Origin of the sequence: Stutzerimonas stutzeri (assembly GCF_013522825.1) — a bacterium.
GTDB classification, from domain to species: domain Bacteria; phylum Pseudomonadota; class Gammaproteobacteria; order Pseudomonadales; family Pseudomonadaceae; genus Stutzerimonas; species Stutzerimonas stutzeri_AK.
In genome coordinates this window covers 70,636-84,299 of sequence record NZ_JAAMQZ010000021.1, presented here as the reverse complement: position 1 = coordinate 84,299, position 13,664 = coordinate 70,636, and the positions used below count along the sequence as shown (strand labels likewise).

Genomic DNA, 13,664 nt, shown 5'->3' with positions numbered 1-13,664 from the left:
GGCGTCGACATCGCCAAACACACATTCGACATCGCAACCTTGCAGAGCAACGGCAAGCACCGCACCAAAGGCAAGCTGACCAATGACTCAGCAGGCTTTGAGGTGTTCCAGCAATGGCTGCTCAAGTACGCCGAGCCGCAGGCATGGGTCGTCATGGAGGCGACGGGCATCTACTACGAAGCCCTGGCCGAATGGCTGCTCGCGCGAGGTTACCGGGTGTGCGTCCTCAACCCGGCCCAAGTTACCTATTACGCCCGCAGCCAATTGCAGCGGGTGAAGACCGACAAGGTCGACGCCAAGCTCATTGCCGATTATGGCAGCCTGCATCAGGCCAAGCTGCGTGCTTGGCAGCCTGATCCACCGTCCATTCGCCGCCTCAAGGCCCTGGTGCATCGCCTGAAGGATCTTCAGGAGCTGGAGCAGATGGAACAGAACCGCCTGGACGTGACCCGCGAGACCAAGGTCAAGGCGTCGATCGAGTCGGTTCTTGAACATTTACGCCAGCAAATCGCCGAGACGCTGGAAGCGATCAAGCAGCATTTCGACGACAACGATGACTTGCGCGGCCAGCGTGACCTGCTCACGAGCATCGACGGCATTGCTGAGCGGACAGCAGCGCTTCTGCTGGCTGAACTGGGGGACATTCAACGCTTCGGCAGCAGCCGAGCGGTCACCGCCTTTGCAGGGCTCAATCCCAAGCTACAGGACTCGGGAATACTCAAAGGGTATGTGCGGATTTCCCGCATGGGGTCGGCCAGCTTGCGCGCAGGGCTCTACATGCCAGCCATTACGTCCATGAGCCGTAACCCTGCCATTCGGGCAATGGTCGAGCGGATGAAAGCCAGAGGCAAAGCCGGCAAACAGATCGTCTGCGCGGCGATGCGTAAATTGCTCTGTATCGCCTATGGCGTGTTGAAATCCGGCGAACCGTTCAACCCCGAACTCGCTATTGCGAAGTGAGGGGCAAGACGGTATCTACAGGCCGCCGAAGTGGGCATGCGTCCGCCAGTGGAGGCAAGGCCGTAGGACGGATTAGCCACAGGCGTAATCCGACGAACGAACTCACAGACCACCCCAGAGCCACGACAGGTACGGCTCCCGCCTTCCGTGGCCCCTCGTCGGGTCATGAAGCGTGACCCGACCTACAGGACGCCGAAGTGGGAATGCGACCACCGGTGGAAGCAAGGCCGTAGGTCGGATTAGCCGCAGGCGTAATCCGACGAACGAACTCACAGATCACCCCAGAGCCACGATAGGCACGGCTCCTGCCTTCCGTGGCCCCTCGTCGGGTCGGTGAAGCGTGACCCGACCTGCTTATTGCTTCAGGGCATCCAGCAGCGCCCGGTTCTGCTCCGGCGTGCCGATGGTGATGCGCAGGTACTGGTCGATACGCGGCAGCTTGAAATGGCGGACGATGACACCTTCTTCACGCAGCGCGGCAGCGAGTTCAGCGGCGTCGCGGGCGGGATGCCGGGCGAAGATGAAGTTGGCCGCCGAGGGCAGCACCTCGAAGCCCTGCGCCGTCATGGCGGCGACGACTTCCTCGCGACTGGCGATCACCTTCTGGCAGGTTTGCTGGAAATAGTCACGATCCTCGAACGCGGCGGCGGCGCCGGCGATGGCGATGCGGTCCAGCGGAAAGGAGTTGAAGCTGTCCTTGATGCGCTCCAGCGCCTCGATCAGCTCCGGATGCCCCACCGCCAGCCCCACACGCAATCCGGCCAGGGAGCGTGATTTGGACAACGTCTGGGTCACCAGCAGGTTCGGATAATGGTCGACCAGAGCAATCGCCGACTCGCCGCCGAAATCGATGTAGGCCTCATCCACCAGCACCACGGAGTCGGTATTGGCCTGCAGCAGCCGCTCGATGGCCTCCAGCGCCAGCACACGCCCGGTGGGCGCATTGGGGTTGGGGAAGATGATGCCGCCGTTGGGGCGATTGTAATCGGCCACCTCGATCTGGAAGCTTTCATCCAGCGCGATGGTTTCGTACTCGATGCCATAGAGCCCGCAATAGACCGGGTAGAAACTGTAGGTCACATCGGGGAACAGCAGCGGCTTGCCGTGCTGGAACAAGCCGTGGAAGGCATGCGCCAGTACCTCGTCGGAACCGTTGCCGACGAAGACCTGGGCGGGCTGCACGCCGTAGTAATCGGCCACCGCCTGCTTCAGCCGCTCGCCATTCGGGTCCGGATACAGGCGCAGCGTGTCACCTATCTCCGCCTGCATCGCGGCAATGGCCTTGGGCGACGGGCCGTAGGGATTTTCGTTGGTATTGAGTTTGACCAGCTTGTTCAGCTTCGGCTGTTCACCCGGCACATAGGGCACCAGGGTCTTGACGAAGGGGCTCCAGAATCTGCTCATCCGCCCTTCTCTCCTTCAAAAAATCGCTGAAGGCTGGGGCTGGAGGCTGAACGAAGGGCACGTTTGCGCCTCGTCCAGCCTCCAGCCTCCAGCGCTTTTATCGGCTTTTCAGCCCTTGATCCGGTATTCCGCACTGCGCGCATGAGCGGTCAACGACTCCCCGCGGGCCAGCACCGAAGCCACCTTGCCCAACTCCGAAGCACCTTGCGCCGAGCAGTGGATGATCGACGAACGCTTCTGGAAGTCGTACACCCCCAGCGGCGAGGAAAAACGCGCGGTGCCGGAGGTCGGCAGCACGTGATTGGGGCCGGCGCAGTAGTCGCCCAGCGCCTCGGCGGTGTAACGGCCCATGAAGATCGCACCGGCATGGCGGATCTGCTCCAGGTACTGCTCGGGATTTTCCACCGATAGCTCCAGATGTTCCGGCGCGATACGGTTGGCCACTTCGATGGCCTGGGCCATGTCGGCGACCTGGATCAATGCGCCGCGCCCTTCAAGGGAAGTACGGGCAATTTCCTCGCGCTCCAGGGTCGGCAGCAGGCGCTGAATGCTCTCGGCGACCCTGTCGAGGAAGGCCGCGTCGGGGCTGACCAGAATCGACTGGGCGTCTTCGTCATGCTCAGCCTGAGAAAACAGGTCCATGGCGATCCAGTCTGGATCGGTCTGGCCATCGCAGACCACGAGGATCTCCGATGGGCCGGCGATCATGTCGATACCAACCTTGCCAAACACGTGGCGCTTGGCGGTGGCGACGTAGATGTTGCCGGGGCCGACGATCTTGTCCACCGGCGGTACGCTCTCGGTACCGTAGGCCAGTGCGGCCACGGCCTGGGCGCCGCCGATGGTGAAGACCCGGTCGACACCGGCGATGCAGGCAGCGGCCAGCACCAGCTCATTGATCTCGCCACGCGGGGTCGGCACCACCATGACCACTTCGGGCACGCCGGCGACCTTCGCCGGAATCGCGTTCATCAGCACCGAGGACGGATAGGAGGCCTTGCCGCCCGGCACATAAAGGCCGGCACGATCCAGCGGGGTGACCTTCTGGCCGAGGACGGTGCCGTCGGCCTCGGTGTAGGTCCAGGAATCCTGTTTCTGCTTCTCGTGGTAGCTGCGCACGCGCTCGGCAGCCACCTCCAACGCCCTGCGCTGCTCGGGGCTGATGCGCTCCAGCGCCAGCTCCAGGCGCTCGCGGGGCAGGATCAGATCGGCCATGGAGGCGACTTCGAGGCCATCGAAACGCTGGGTCAACTCGACCAGCGCCGCATCGCCACGCTCACGTACGGCCTGGATGATCTCCAGCACACGCTGATTGACACCCTCATCGGACACGCTTTCCCAGCTCAGCAGATGATCCAGATGCCGGGCGAAATCGGCATCGGTGGCGTTGAGTCGGCGAATGGCGGTGGCAGCGGTCATAACGGGCCTCATGAAGGGATACGTCGAAGCTGTTGCAGGTGCCCTAGATTAACAAGCCAGACGCATGGGCACCCTGAAATTCAGACTATGGCGCGGATAGCGGACCCGCACAGATCAGGCGTGATGGTCGATGGCGCTCTGCAGGGCATCGATCAGTGCCTGGATACGCCCATGCTGCATCTTCATCGAAGCCTTGTTGACCACCAGTCGCGAACTGATGTGGCAGATCAGCTCCTGCGGCTCCAGGCCATTGGCGCGCAGCGTGTTGCCGGTATCCACCACGTCGATGATCTTGTCGGCCAGGCCCACCAGCGGCGCCAGCTCCATCGAGCCGTACAGCTTGATGATATCCACCTGGCGGCCCTGCTCGGCGTAGTAGCGCTTGGCGACGTTGACGAACTTGGTCGCCACGCGCAGGCGCCCTTTCGGCTCCGGCGCGCCCACCTTGCCGGCGGTCATCAGCTTGCAGTTGGCAATTTTCAGGTCCAGCGGCTCGTAGAGCCCCTGCCCACCGTACTCCATCAGTACATCCTTGCCGGCCACGCCCAGGTCCGCAGCGCCATGCTCGACGTAGGTCGGCACATCGGTGGCGCGCACGATCAGCAGGCGCACATCATCCTGGGTGGTAGGGATGATCAGCTTGCGGCTTTTCTCGGGGTTCTCGGTCGGGACGACTCCCGCCGCCGCCAGCAACGGCAGGGTGTCATCGAGAATGCGGCCTTTGGACAGGGCGATGGTCAGCATTGCATTGTTCCTTGAATGGCCTCAGCCCGCCACGCGGCGAATCTTCGCGCCCAGCAGTTGCAGTTTTTCCTCGATGCACTCGTAACCACGGTCGATGTGGTAAATGCGGTCGATCAGCGTATCGCCTTCGGCCACCAGGCCGGCAATGACCAGGCTCGCCGAGGCGCGCAGGTCGGTTGCCATCACGGGTGCGCCCTTGAGTTGGGGTACGCCGGTGACGATGGCGGTATTGCCCTCGACCAGAATCTGCGCGCCCATGCGGTTCATTTCGTACACGTGCATGAAGCGGTTCTCGAACACCGTCTCGATCACCGTGCCGGTGCCCTCGGCAATGGCGTTCATGGCGATGAACTGGGCCTGCATATCGGTGGGAAACGCCGGATAGGGCGCGGTGCGCAGGTTGACGGCGCGCGGACGGTTACCCTTCATGTCCAGCGAGATCCAGTCCTTGCCGGTATCGATGTGAGCGCCGGCCTCTTCCAGCTTGTGCAGTACGGCCTCAAGCAGGGTGGCATCGGTATCCTTGAGCTTCACCCGGCCACCGGTCGCAGCTGCAGCCACCAGGTAGGTGCCGGTCTCGATACGGTCGGGCATCACGCTGTAACGACCACCACCCAAACGCTTGACGCCATCGATGGTGATGGTGTCGGTGCCGGCGCCGGAGACCTTCGCGCCCATGGCATTGAGGAAGTTGGCCAGATCGACCACTTCCGGCTCACGCGCGGCGTTTTCCAGCACGCTGCGACCATTGGCCAGGGCGGCGGCCATCATGATGTTCTCGGTGCCGGTGACGCTGACGATATCGAAGAAGAAATGCGCGCCACGCAGGCCGCCGGCAGGCGCCTTGGCCTTGATATAGCCGCCTTCCACCTCGATCTGCGCGCCCATGGCTTCCAGGCCACGGATATGCAGATCGACCGGACGCGAACCGATGGCGCAGCCACCCGGCAGCGCCACTTCAGCCTCACCAAAGCGGGCGACCATGGGTCCGAGCACCAGGATCGAGGCACGCATGGTCTTGACCAGCTCATAGGGCGCGACCAGCGTCTGGATACTGCTGGCGTCGACTTCGACGCTGAGCTTCTCGTCGATGATCGGCTGTACGCCCATGCGACCGAACAGCTCGATCATGGTGGTGATGTCGTGCAGGTGCGGCAGGTTGCAGACGGTAACCGGGGTGTCGGCCAGCAGGGTTGCAGCCAGGATCGGCAGCGCAGAGTTCTTCGCCCCGGAAATACGAATTTCGCCGTCGAGACGCGTACCGCCGGTAATGATCAGTTTGTCCATGGATGTTCCTGTAACCCGCAGGCCGAAAGCCCTGCCTAAGAGTGGGCGGCGCACAGCGTTGGAGGCTGCGGCGCTGCCTGGAATGGCGTTTTCAGCCGCGTGCGAGCCAGTCGTTGCGGTTGAAGAATTTCATGGTCACGGCATGAATGCTACCGTCGGCGATCCATGGATTGAGATGGGCATAGATCTGTTGCTGACGCTTGACCGGACTCAGGCCGGCCAGCTCGTCACTGATCACGTTCAGCTGGAAGTTACAGCCTTCGCCTTCGACTTCCACCTGGGCATTCGGAAGTTTCTCTTCCAGAAAACGCTTAACTTCTACAGCCTGCATGTTCAACCTCGATCAGCGCCGGATGCGCACAGCCGGACATCATACAAAAAAGCCCGAAGCCTGCGAAGCCCGAGCCCGCAGGGATGGACACAAGGGAATCATTCGAGCGTTTCGGCTTCGTTATCGCGCGGCAACCGGTGGCGACTGCCGGCAGACACCGCCGGGAACCGCGAGGAAGCAAAACGCACCACCAGAATCGCCACGGCCAGCAACAGAATGGCACCCGAAATATAGACCACGCCCATGTCCGGGCGATGGTGATGCGACACGTCGGAAATCAACAGCCGGGTCAGGGCCGTGATCGCCACATAGATCAGGAAGCGAACCGGCATGTGGTTGGTCTTGAAATAGATCCCGACCATCGCGCCCAGTTCGAGGTAGATGAACAGCAGCAGGATATCGTCGACGGTGATATTGCCCTTCTCGATCATGCCGAGAAACGCCACCAGCCCCGCCCACGCCGTGATCGCCCCGATGGCGAACAGCGACAGGTAATGAAAGGTTTCGACAAACAGGTTACCCAGCGACTCGGCCACCGAATGAACCTTGACACGCATCGCTTCCGCCCGGCGCAACAGCATCAGACCGCTCCCTGCATTTCTCTATCGACGAAAGTATCCACCAGCGAAAGCACTTCCAGCAGGCCGGAGACCGCGGCAATTTCCCGCATGTCCTCGGGCAAGCCGGTAATGGCCACGTCACGCCCCAGCGCCATTGCATCACGGCTGAAGGCCAGCAGCAGGGAAAGCCCGACACTGCTGGACTTCTCCACCGCCGAACAATCGATCCGCAGCAGCCCGCTTTTCTCGGCGCGAATCAGCGCCTGCCCTTCCCGGCGCAAGGCCGGGCCGGACAGGTAGTCGAGCACGCCGGAAAGCCGCAGAACGCCATCGGCGCCGCGCTCAACGCGCCCCTCAGTCATCGCCTGCCGCCTGCTGGCCGGCTTCGGTGTCCTTGGCCCGAGCGACGACCTCGCCCCAGCCAGCGATGGTCCTGTCCAGGTCACCATTGTTTCTTTGCATGGAGTCGGCGAACTGGTCGCGGAACAGCTTGCCGATGTTGATGCCATTGATGATCACGTTGCGCACCAGCCATTCACCGTCCTGGTTGACCATGGTGTAGGACACCGGATAGATCTCGCCCTGGCGACCGGTCACTTCCATGCCGACGCTGGTGCGCTCGGCATCCTGCCTGCCGCTGGCCGGCAGCACGCGGATCTGCTGGTTGTTGTATTCCAGCAAGGCGTTGCCGTAGAACTGCATGAGGCTGCGCTTGAAGCTCTCCTGAAAGCGGTTCATCTGCTCGGCGCTGGCGTTGCGCGAATATTTCACCGTCATGATGCTACGGGAAATGCCTTCGGCATCCACCACCGGGCCGAGGATGTCGTTGAGCGATGCGTAGAAGGCATTCGGATCCTGGCGGTACTGGTCCTTGTTGGCCTTGAGGTCGGCCAGCAACTCGTCAGTGGTCTTCTGGATCACCTCATGGGCGCTCGGTGCGGCCAGGGCCAGCATGGGCAGGGCCGCCAGCAACACCAACAGGCCGCGACGCAGGGCAGTCATCATATTCAGGCTTCTCATCTGTTCAGGCCCTCACTCTCTGTTTACCGAATTGAGCAAAAATTTGCCGATCAGGTCTTCCAGCACCAGGGAAGACTGCGTATCGCGAATCGTATCGCCATCGCCCAGGGTTTCCTCATCCCCGCCCACACTGATGCCGATGTATTTCTCGCCCAGCAGACCGGCGGTGAGGATCGAGGCCGTGGAGTCGAACGGCAGGATATCGACATCCTGCTGGATCTCCAGCGTGACACGACCGGTGTAGCTCTCCCGGTCGAGGTCGATGGCCGTCACCTTGCCGATGGTCACACCTGCCATGGTCACCTTGGATCTGACCGTAAGACCGGCAATATTGTCGAAATAGGCGTAAAGCCTGTAGGTATCGGCATTACCCACACTCAGCCCGCTGACGCGCAACGACAGCAGCAGCAAGGCCAGCACGCCCGCCAGAAGGAACAGCCCAACACCAATTTCCAGGGTGCGGATACGCATCAGAAATCTCCAAACATCAAGGCGGTCAGAATAAAGTCGAGGCCGAGCACCGCCAGCGAGGCGTAGACCACGGTCCGGGTGGTGGCGCGGCTGATTCCTTCGGAGGTCGGCTCGCAGTCGTAGCCCTGGAACACCGCGATCCAGGTGACGACGACGGCAAACACCAGGCTCTTGATCACGCCATTGAGCACATCCGAGGTAAAGCTGACGCTGTTCTGCATGTTGGCCCAGAACGAGCCCTCATAGACGCCCAGCCAGTCCACCGCCACCATGGCGCCGCCCCAGATGCCCACGACGTTGAAGATCACGGTCAGCAGCGGCAGCGAAATGAAGCCGGCCCAGAGACGCGGCGCGATGATGTATTTGAGCGGATCGACGCCGATCATCTCCAGGCTGGAGAGCTGCTCGGTGGACTTCATGTTGCCGATCTCGGCAGCCAGAGCCGAACCGGCGCGCCCGGCGAACAGCAGCGCCGTCACCACCGGCCCCAGCTCACGCAACAGCGTCAGCGCAACCATCTGCCCCACCGCCTGCTCGGAACCGTAGCTGCTGAGAATGCTGTAGCCCTGCAGCGCCAGCACCATGCCGATGAAAATCCCCGAAACCACCACGATCGCCAGGGACAGCACGCCAACGGAGTACAGCTGCCTGACCAGCAGGGCAAAGCGATTATCCAGCCCGCTGCGGCCAAACAGGGCATGGAACAGAAACAGCGTCGCGCGCCCCTGCGCGGCGACCACGTTCATTCCGGCCTCGCCAACCCTGCGGACCCGTTCGACAAGGGACACTTTACGCATCGGGACCTCGCAACAGATCCTCGGCATAGGCCGGCGCGGGAAAATGGAAAGGCACCGGTCCGTCCGCCGCGCCCCGCATGAACTGCTGGATACGCGGATTGGCGGAATCGCGCAGCTCGCTCGGCGTACCCTGGCCCAGCACCTGCCCGTCACCGACCACATAAATGTAATCGGCAATGCTGGAGGTTTCGGCCAGGTCATGGGAAACCACGATGCTGGTGATGCCCAGCGCATCGTTGAGCAGACGGATCAGTTTCACCAGCACGCCCATGGCGATGGGATCCTGACCGGCAAAGGGCTCGTCGTACATGAGAATCTGCGGGTCCAGCGCAATCGCCCGCGCCAGCGCCACGCGCCGCTTCATGCCGCCGGACAGCTCGTCGGGCATCAGTTCGATGGCACCGCGCAGCCCTACGGCCTGCAGCTTCATCAGAACGATGTCGCGGATCATTTCTTCAGGCAGCTTGGTGTGAACACGCAACGGAAAGGCGACGTTCTCGAAAACATCGAGGTCGGTGAACAACGCGCCGCTCTGGAACAGCACGCCCATCTGCTTGCGCATGTCGAACAGCTCTCGCCGCGACAGGGTCGGCAAATTGGTACCCGCCACCCAGACTTCACCGCTGGCCGGTTTGAGCTGGGCGGCAATCAGGCGCAACAGAGTCGTCTTGCCACAGCCGGACGGGCCCATGATGGCCGTCACCTTGCCGCGCGGAATGGCAATATCGACGTTATTGAAAATGCTTCGCTCGCCGCGCTTGAAGGTCAGATTCTTCAGCTCGACAGCGTAGCCGCTGGCAACGCTCATCGGTTCTCCTTGGATACAGCCTGCGGATCAGACGTCCACCGGCACTCCGGGGATACTTCACACGCGACCGTTTTCGGGCGCGAACTATAGCATCGCGCCAAAGGCCTCCAAAGCGCATGACTGTGTCGACGCATGAATCACATCGTTCGTTCAGCCAGTGTTCAGTTAAACCGCAGACAAAAGACCGCAGCTTTTCCATGAGCAGCCGCGGGATTGCCGTTATAATCTCGCGCTTTCATTCAGGCGAAGATGTGAACATGAGCCAGAGCAGCCAGCTGATCGAAACCGCCCTGCGCACCATCGGCATGGAAATCGAAGCGGTCGAGCAACTCAAGGTGCGCATCGATGAGCGGTTCGTCAGGGCTTGCGAGCTCATTCTCCAGTGCAAGGGCCGCGTGGTCGTGGTCGGCATGGGCAAGTCCGGTCATATCGGTCGCAAGATCGCCGCCACCCTGGCCAGCACCGGCACGCCAGCGTTCTTCGTGCACCCGGCCGAAGCCAGCCATGGCGACATGGGCATGATCACCCAGGACGATGTCGTGCTCGCCCTGTCCAATTCCGGCACCACCCACGAAATCGTCACGCTGCTGCCGCTGATCAAGCGCCTGGGCATCACCCTGATCAGCATGACCGGCAACCCTCAGTCGCTGCTTGCGCGCTCGGCAGCCGTCAACCTCGATGCCGGCGTCGCCACCGAGGCCTGCCCACTGAATCTCGCCCCGACCTCATCCACCACGGCCAGCCTGGTCCTCGGTGATGCGCTGGCCATCTCCCTGCTCGAAGCACGCGGATTCACTGCCGAGGATTTCGCTTTCTCCCATCCGGGCGGAGCGCTGGGTCGGCGCCTGCTGCTCAAGGTCGAGAACGTGATGCATTCCGGCGACCGCCTGCCACGCGTGAAATGCGGCACCTCACTGCGCGATGCGCTGCTGGAAATGACCCAGAAAGGCCTAGGCATGACAGTAGTCATCGCGGACGATGGCAGCCTGGCCGGCATTTTCACCGACGGCGACCTGCGTCGCACTCTGGACAAGGGCATCGACGTGCGCCAGGCCAGCATCGACCAGGTCATGACCGTACGCGGCAAGACCGCCAATGCCGAGATGCTCGCTGCCGAGGCCCTGAAGATCATGGAAGACAACAAGATCAACTCGCTGGTCGTGGTGGACGGCAATGACCGCCCGGTCGGCGCCCTGAACATGCACGACCTGCTGCGTGCGGGAGTGATATGAATGAATGATCTCCTGCGACGAGCCCGTGATATCCGCCTGGCCATATTCGATGTGGACGGCGTGCTGACCGACGGCAAGCTGTACTTTCTGGTCGACGGCAGCGAATTCAAGACCTTCAATACGCTGGACGGCCACGGCATCAAGATGCTGATCAATTCCGGCGTACGCACCGCGATCATCAGCGGACGCAAGACCCCAGTGGTCGAGCGTCGGGCGCAGAACCTGGGCATCCAGCATCTTTATCAGGGCCGCGAAGACAAGCTGGTGGTACTCGATGAACTGCTCGCCGAGCTGGGGCTCGACTACGCTGAAGTGGCTTACCTCGGCGACGACCTGCCGGATCTGCCGGTGATTCGCCGGGTCGGCCTGGGCATGGCCGTGGCCAGCGCCGACGCCTTCGTCCGCCAGCATGCACACGGCGTTACCAGCGCCCGGGGCGGCGAGGGTGCGGCGCGTGAGTTCTGCGAGCTGATCATGCGCGCCCAGGGCAGCCTCGAAGCCGCCCAGTCCGCCTATCTCTAGAGGTTTCGATGCTGAGCAAAGTCCGCCTTCCCGCCATCCTGCTGCTGATCGCCCTGCTGCTGGCTGCGGTCGGCTACTGGAACATCCGCCCGGAAAGCTTCATGCAGCAACCGGGCATGACTTCCACCGAGGAGTCGCCAATCGATTTCTATGTGATCAACTCTCGAACGGTGCAGTACCAACCCGACGGTAAGCGCAACTACGAGTTGACCGCGGAAAAACTGGAACACATCAAGGCCAGCGACATCAGCCTGCTGACCCGCCCCGATCTGCAATCCTACCGCGGCACCGAGCTGCCGTGGCATATCACCAGCGAGCGCGGCGAAGTCGGCCCGCAAGGCGAGGACGTCGAGCTGATCGACAACGTCCGGATCGAGCGCACCGACGCCAAGGGCCGCCCGACCATCCTCACCACCAGCCGGATGACGGTACTCCCCGACAAGGATTATGCCGAGACCCGCCAACCCGTTAGAATCGTCGCCGCAAACGGCGTGACCACCGCCACGGGCATGAAAGCGTATCTGAATGAAGGCAGGATGCTCCTGCTATCCAACGTAAGAGGCCAGCATGAGCTGCGTTAAGACTTTCCCATTTCTGCTCGGCTTGAGCATTTTCCTGCTCGGCAGCAACGCCCACGCCCTTCCTGAAGATCGCAACCAGCCGATCCGCATCCAGGCAGATACTGCCGAACTGGACGACCGCCAAGGCGTCGCGGTGTATCGCGGCGACGTGGTCATCACCCAGGGCACGATGAAGATCACCGGCGATACGGTGACCATCACCCAGGACGCCAACGGCGATGTCGAGGTCTTCACCTCCATCGGCAAACCGGCCTACTACGAGCAGAAGCCGGCGCTGGACAAGGAAATCGTCCAGGCTTACGGCCTGACCATCCAGTATTTCGCCGCCAACGAACGCATCATCCTCATCGATCAGGCCAAGGTCATTCAGGAAGGCAACACCTTCGAGGGCGAGAAGATCGTCTATGACACCCAGCGCCAGATCGTCAACGCCGGTCGCGCCACCAACATCGACGTGACCAGCCCGCGCCCGCGCGTGGACATGGTCATCCAGCCGCGCAAGAAGGAAGCCTCCACCACAGAAGCACCGGCTGCGGAGCAGAGCGAGTAATGGCAACCCTCAAGGCCCAGCATCTGGCCAAAAGCTACAAGAGCCGCCAGGTGGTGCGCGACGTCAGCCTGTCCATCGAAAGCGGGCAGATCGTCGGCCTGCTCGGCCCCAACGGTGCCGGCAAGACCACCTGCTTCTACATGATCGTCGGACTGGTGAAAGCCGATCAGGGCCGCGTGCTGATCGACGAGCAGGATGTCACCCACCTGCCCATGCATGGTCGCGCACGTGCCGGTATCGGTTACCTGCCGCAGGAGGCCTCGATCTTCCGCAAGCTGTCGGTTGCCGACAACATCATGGCCATCCTCGAAACCCGCAAGGATCTGGATCGCAGCGGTCGTCAGCAGGCCCTCGAAGGGCTGCTGCAGGAATTCCACATCAGCCATATCCGTGACAGCCTCGGCATGAGCCTCTCCGGCGGCGAACGACGTCGCGTCGAAATCGCCCGCGCGCTGGCCACCGCGCCCAAGTTCATCCTGCTCGACGAGCCTTTCGCCGGTGTCGATCCGATCTCGGTCGGCGACATCAAGCAGATCATTCACCACCTCAAGGCCAAGGGCATCGGCGTGCTGATCACCGATCACAACGTGCGCGAGACGCTGGACATCTGCGAAACGGCCTACATCGTCAACGACGGCCAGCTGATCGCCGAAGGCGATGCACAGACCATCCTTGACAACCAGCTGGTCAAGGAAGTCTATCTGGGGCATGAATTCCGCCTGTAGCAGGCCGTTGAAAAATGTAGGCGAGGCAGGCAAGATGAGGCAAAAACAGCCGAAGAAGCGGAGTTTAGTTGTCTAAATGAGCATTCTGAGGCTGTTTTTTAACGAAGTATTGCCAACGCAGGTAGTTTTTCAACGGCCTGCCAGTTCGCCTTTCACCCGACAGGACCATTCAGGGCTAGCCAACCGCTTCCTCTTCAGGCATATAATTTGCTTACACCGGCGCGGCAGCGCCAGCGAAGTCGGAACAGGCGCG

The 13,664-nt window shown here is 61.9% G+C and carries 17 protein-coding genes; 6 read left to right on the top strand and 11 right to left on the bottom strand.

Translation table 11 applies throughout. The features are described from left to right. On the top strand, nt 1-960 hold a 960-nt coding region (locus tag G7020_RS14410; RefSeq protein WP_181085599.1), incomplete at its 5' end, for an IS110 family transposase. A 354-nt stretch (nt 961-1,314) separates the two neighbouring features. Here the strand turns inward: G7020_RS14410 and hisC are convergent. The 11 genes from hisC to G7020_RS14355 all read right to left on the bottom strand — a co-directional run bounded on the left by hisC (nt 1,315) and on the right by G7020_RS14355 (nt 9,801). Beyond that, a complete protein-coding gene (hisC, locus tag G7020_RS14405) occupies nt 1,315-2,364 on the bottom strand; it encodes a histidinol-phosphate transaminase (RefSeq protein WP_181085597.1) in 1,050 nt (349 codons plus the stop codon). A gap of 108 nt (nt 2,365-2,472) precedes the next feature. Continuing rightward, entirely contained in the window at nt 2,473-3,783 is a 1,311-nt protein-coding gene (gene hisD, locus G7020_RS14400; protein WP_181085595.1) for a histidinol dehydrogenase, read from the bottom strand. A gap of 114 nt (nt 3,784-3,897) precedes the next feature. Continuing rightward, on the bottom strand, nt 3,898-4,527 hold the full coding sequence (gene hisG / locus G7020_RS14395) for an ATP phosphoribosyltransferase (RefSeq protein WP_181085593.1): 630 nt from the start codon (nt 4,525-4,527) through the stop codon (nt 3,898-3,900). Between the two features lie 21 nt (nt 4,528-4,548). After that, nucleotides 4,549-5,814 carry a UDP-N-acetylglucosamine 1-carboxyvinyltransferase gene (gene murA / locus G7020_RS14390; RefSeq protein ID WP_181085591.1) on the bottom strand — a complete coding sequence of 422 codons (1,266 nt, stop codon included), beginning with the start codon at nt 5,812-5,814 and terminating at the stop codon, nt 4,549-4,551. Between the two features lie 91 nt (nt 5,815-5,905). Then, nucleotides 5,906-6,145 carry a BolA family protein gene (locus G7020_RS14385; protein ID WP_181085588.1) on the bottom strand — a complete coding sequence of 80 codons (240 nt, stop codon included), beginning with the start codon at nt 6,143-6,145 and terminating at the stop codon, nt 5,906-5,908. Nucleotides 6,146-6,243: 98 nt separating this feature from the next. Then, nucleotides 6,244-6,726 (bottom strand): phosphate-starvation-inducible protein PsiE, encoded by a 483-nt coding sequence (locus tag G7020_RS14380; protein WP_181085587.1) that lies wholly within the window; start codon nt 6,724-6,726, stop codon nt 6,244-6,246. Further along, nucleotides 6,726-7,067: an STAS domain-containing protein gene (locus G7020_RS14375; RefSeq protein ID WP_181085585.1), complete on the bottom strand. Its 342-nt coding sequence runs from the start codon at nt 7,065-7,067 to the stop codon at nt 6,726-6,728. Before G7020_RS14375 ends, G7020_RS14380 begins: the two co-directional genes overlap by 1 nt. Next, nucleotides 7,060-7,710, bottom strand: coding sequence for an MlaC/ttg2D family ABC transporter substrate-binding protein (locus G7020_RS14370; RefSeq protein ID WP_181085583.1), 651 nt, complete (start codon nt 7,708-7,710; stop codon nt 7,060-7,062). The genes G7020_RS14375 and G7020_RS14370 overlap by 8 nt, the downstream gene beginning before the upstream one ends. A gap of 27 nt (nt 7,711-7,737) precedes the next feature. Then, nucleotides 7,738-8,196 carry an outer membrane lipid asymmetry maintenance protein MlaD gene (gene mlaD, locus G7020_RS14365; protein ID WP_181085581.1) on the bottom strand — a complete coding sequence of 153 codons (459 nt, stop codon included), beginning with the start codon at nt 8,194-8,196 and terminating at the stop codon, nt 7,738-7,740. Then, the gene (mlaE, locus tag G7020_RS14360; protein ID WP_181085579.1) at nt 8,196-8,993 is read right to left on the bottom strand and encodes a lipid asymmetry maintenance ABC transporter permease subunit MlaE; all 798 of its coding nucleotides are present in this window, start codon (nt 8,991-8,993) and stop codon (nt 8,196-8,198) included. Before mlaE ends, mlaD begins: the two co-directional genes overlap by 1 nt. Further along, entirely contained in the window at nt 8,986-9,801 is an 816-nt protein-coding gene (locus G7020_RS14355) for an ABC transporter ATP-binding protein (protein ID WP_181085577.1), read from the bottom strand. The genes mlaE and G7020_RS14355 overlap by 8 nt, the downstream gene beginning before the upstream one ends. Before the next feature lie 251 nt (nt 9,802-10,052). On the opposite strand from G7020_RS14355, the gene G7020_RS14350 reads away from it, so the two are divergent. Genes G7020_RS14350 through lptB form a run of 5 tightly spaced genes read left to right on the top strand, consistent with a single transcriptional unit; the run spans nt 10,053 to nt 13,411 of the window. Then, nucleotides 10,053-11,033 carry a KpsF/GutQ family sugar-phosphate isomerase gene (locus G7020_RS14350; RefSeq protein ID WP_181085575.1) on the top strand — a complete coding sequence of 327 codons (981 nt, stop codon included), beginning with the start codon at nt 10,053-10,055 and terminating at the stop codon, nt 11,031-11,033. Continuing rightward, nucleotides 11,034-11,555, top strand: coding sequence for a KdsC family phosphatase (locus G7020_RS14345; RefSeq protein WP_181085573.1), 522 nt, complete (start codon nt 11,034-11,036; stop codon nt 11,553-11,555). It begins immediately after the preceding gene. 8 nt (nt 11,556-11,563) lie between these two features. Continuing rightward, entirely contained in the window at nt 11,564-12,136 is a 573-nt protein-coding gene (lptC, locus tag G7020_RS14340; RefSeq protein WP_181085572.1) for an LPS export ABC transporter periplasmic protein LptC, read from the top strand. Further along, the gene (lptA, locus tag G7020_RS14335; protein WP_181085570.1) at nt 12,123-12,686 is read left to right on the top strand and encodes a lipopolysaccharide transport periplasmic protein LptA; all 564 of its coding nucleotides are present in this window, start codon (nt 12,123-12,125) and stop codon (nt 12,684-12,686) included. The genes lptC and lptA overlap by 14 nt, the downstream gene beginning before the upstream one ends. After that, the gene (gene lptB / locus G7020_RS14330; RefSeq protein WP_181085567.1) at nt 12,686-13,411 is read left to right on the top strand and encodes an LPS export ABC transporter ATP-binding protein; all 726 of its coding nucleotides are present in this window, start codon (nt 12,686-12,688) and stop codon (nt 13,409-13,411) included. The genes lptA and lptB overlap by 1 nt, the downstream gene beginning before the upstream one ends. The last annotated feature ends 253 nt before the right edge of the window (nt 13,412-13,664 follow it).

Coding starts and splice junctions, on each gene's coding strand:
- hisC (WP_181085597.1), bottom strand. CDS start 2,364: ATGAGCAGATTCTGGAGCCCCTTCGTCAAGACCCTGGTGCCCTATGTG.
- hisD (WP_181085595.1), bottom strand. CDS start 3,783: ATGACCGCTGCCACCGCCATTCGCCGACTCAACGCCACCGATGCCGAT.
- hisG (WP_181085593.1), bottom strand. CDS start 4,527: ATGCTGACCATCGCCCTGTCCAAAGGCCGCATTCTCGATGACACCCTG.
- murA (WP_181085591.1), bottom strand. CDS start 5,814: ATGGACAAACTGATCATTACCGGCGGTACGCGTCTCGACGGCGAAATT.
- G7020_RS14385 (WP_181085588.1), bottom strand. CDS start 6,145: ATGCAGGCTGTAGAAGTTAAGCGTTTTCTGGAAGAGAAACTTCCGAAT.
- G7020_RS14380 (WP_181085587.1), bottom strand. CDS start 6,726: ATGCTGTTGCGCCGGGCGGAAGCGATGCGTGTCAAGGTTCATTCGGTG.
- G7020_RS14375 (WP_181085585.1), bottom strand. CDS start 7,067: ATGACTGAGGGGCGCGTTGAGCGCGGCGCCGATGGCGTTCTGCGGCTT.
- G7020_RS14370 (WP_181085583.1), bottom strand. CDS start 7,710: ATGATGACTGCCCTGCGTCGCGGCCTGTTGGTGTTGCTGGCGGCCCTG.
- mlaD (WP_181085581.1), bottom strand. CDS start 8,196: ATGCGTATCCGCACCCTGGAAATTGGTGTTGGGCTGTTCCTTCTGGCG.
- mlaE (WP_181085579.1), bottom strand. CDS start 8,993: ATGCGTAAAGTGTCCCTTGTCGAACGGGTCCGCAGGGTTGGCGAGGCC.
- G7020_RS14355 (WP_181085577.1), bottom strand. CDS start 9,801: ATGAGCGTTGCCAGCGGCTACGCTGTCGAGCTGAAGAATCTGACCTTC.
- G7020_RS14345 (WP_181085573.1), top strand. CDS start 11,034: ATGAATGATCTCCTGCGACGAGCCCGTGATATCCGCCTGGCCATATTC.
- lptC (WP_181085572.1), top strand. CDS start 11,564: ATGCTGAGCAAAGTCCGCCTTCCCGCCATCCTGCTGCTGATCGCCCTG.
- lptA (WP_181085570.1), top strand. CDS start 12,123: ATGAGCTGCGTTAAGACTTTCCCATTTCTGCTCGGCTTGAGCATTTTC.
- lptB (WP_181085567.1), top strand. CDS start 12,686: ATGGCAACCCTCAAGGCCCAGCATCTGGCCAAAAGCTACAAGAGCCGC.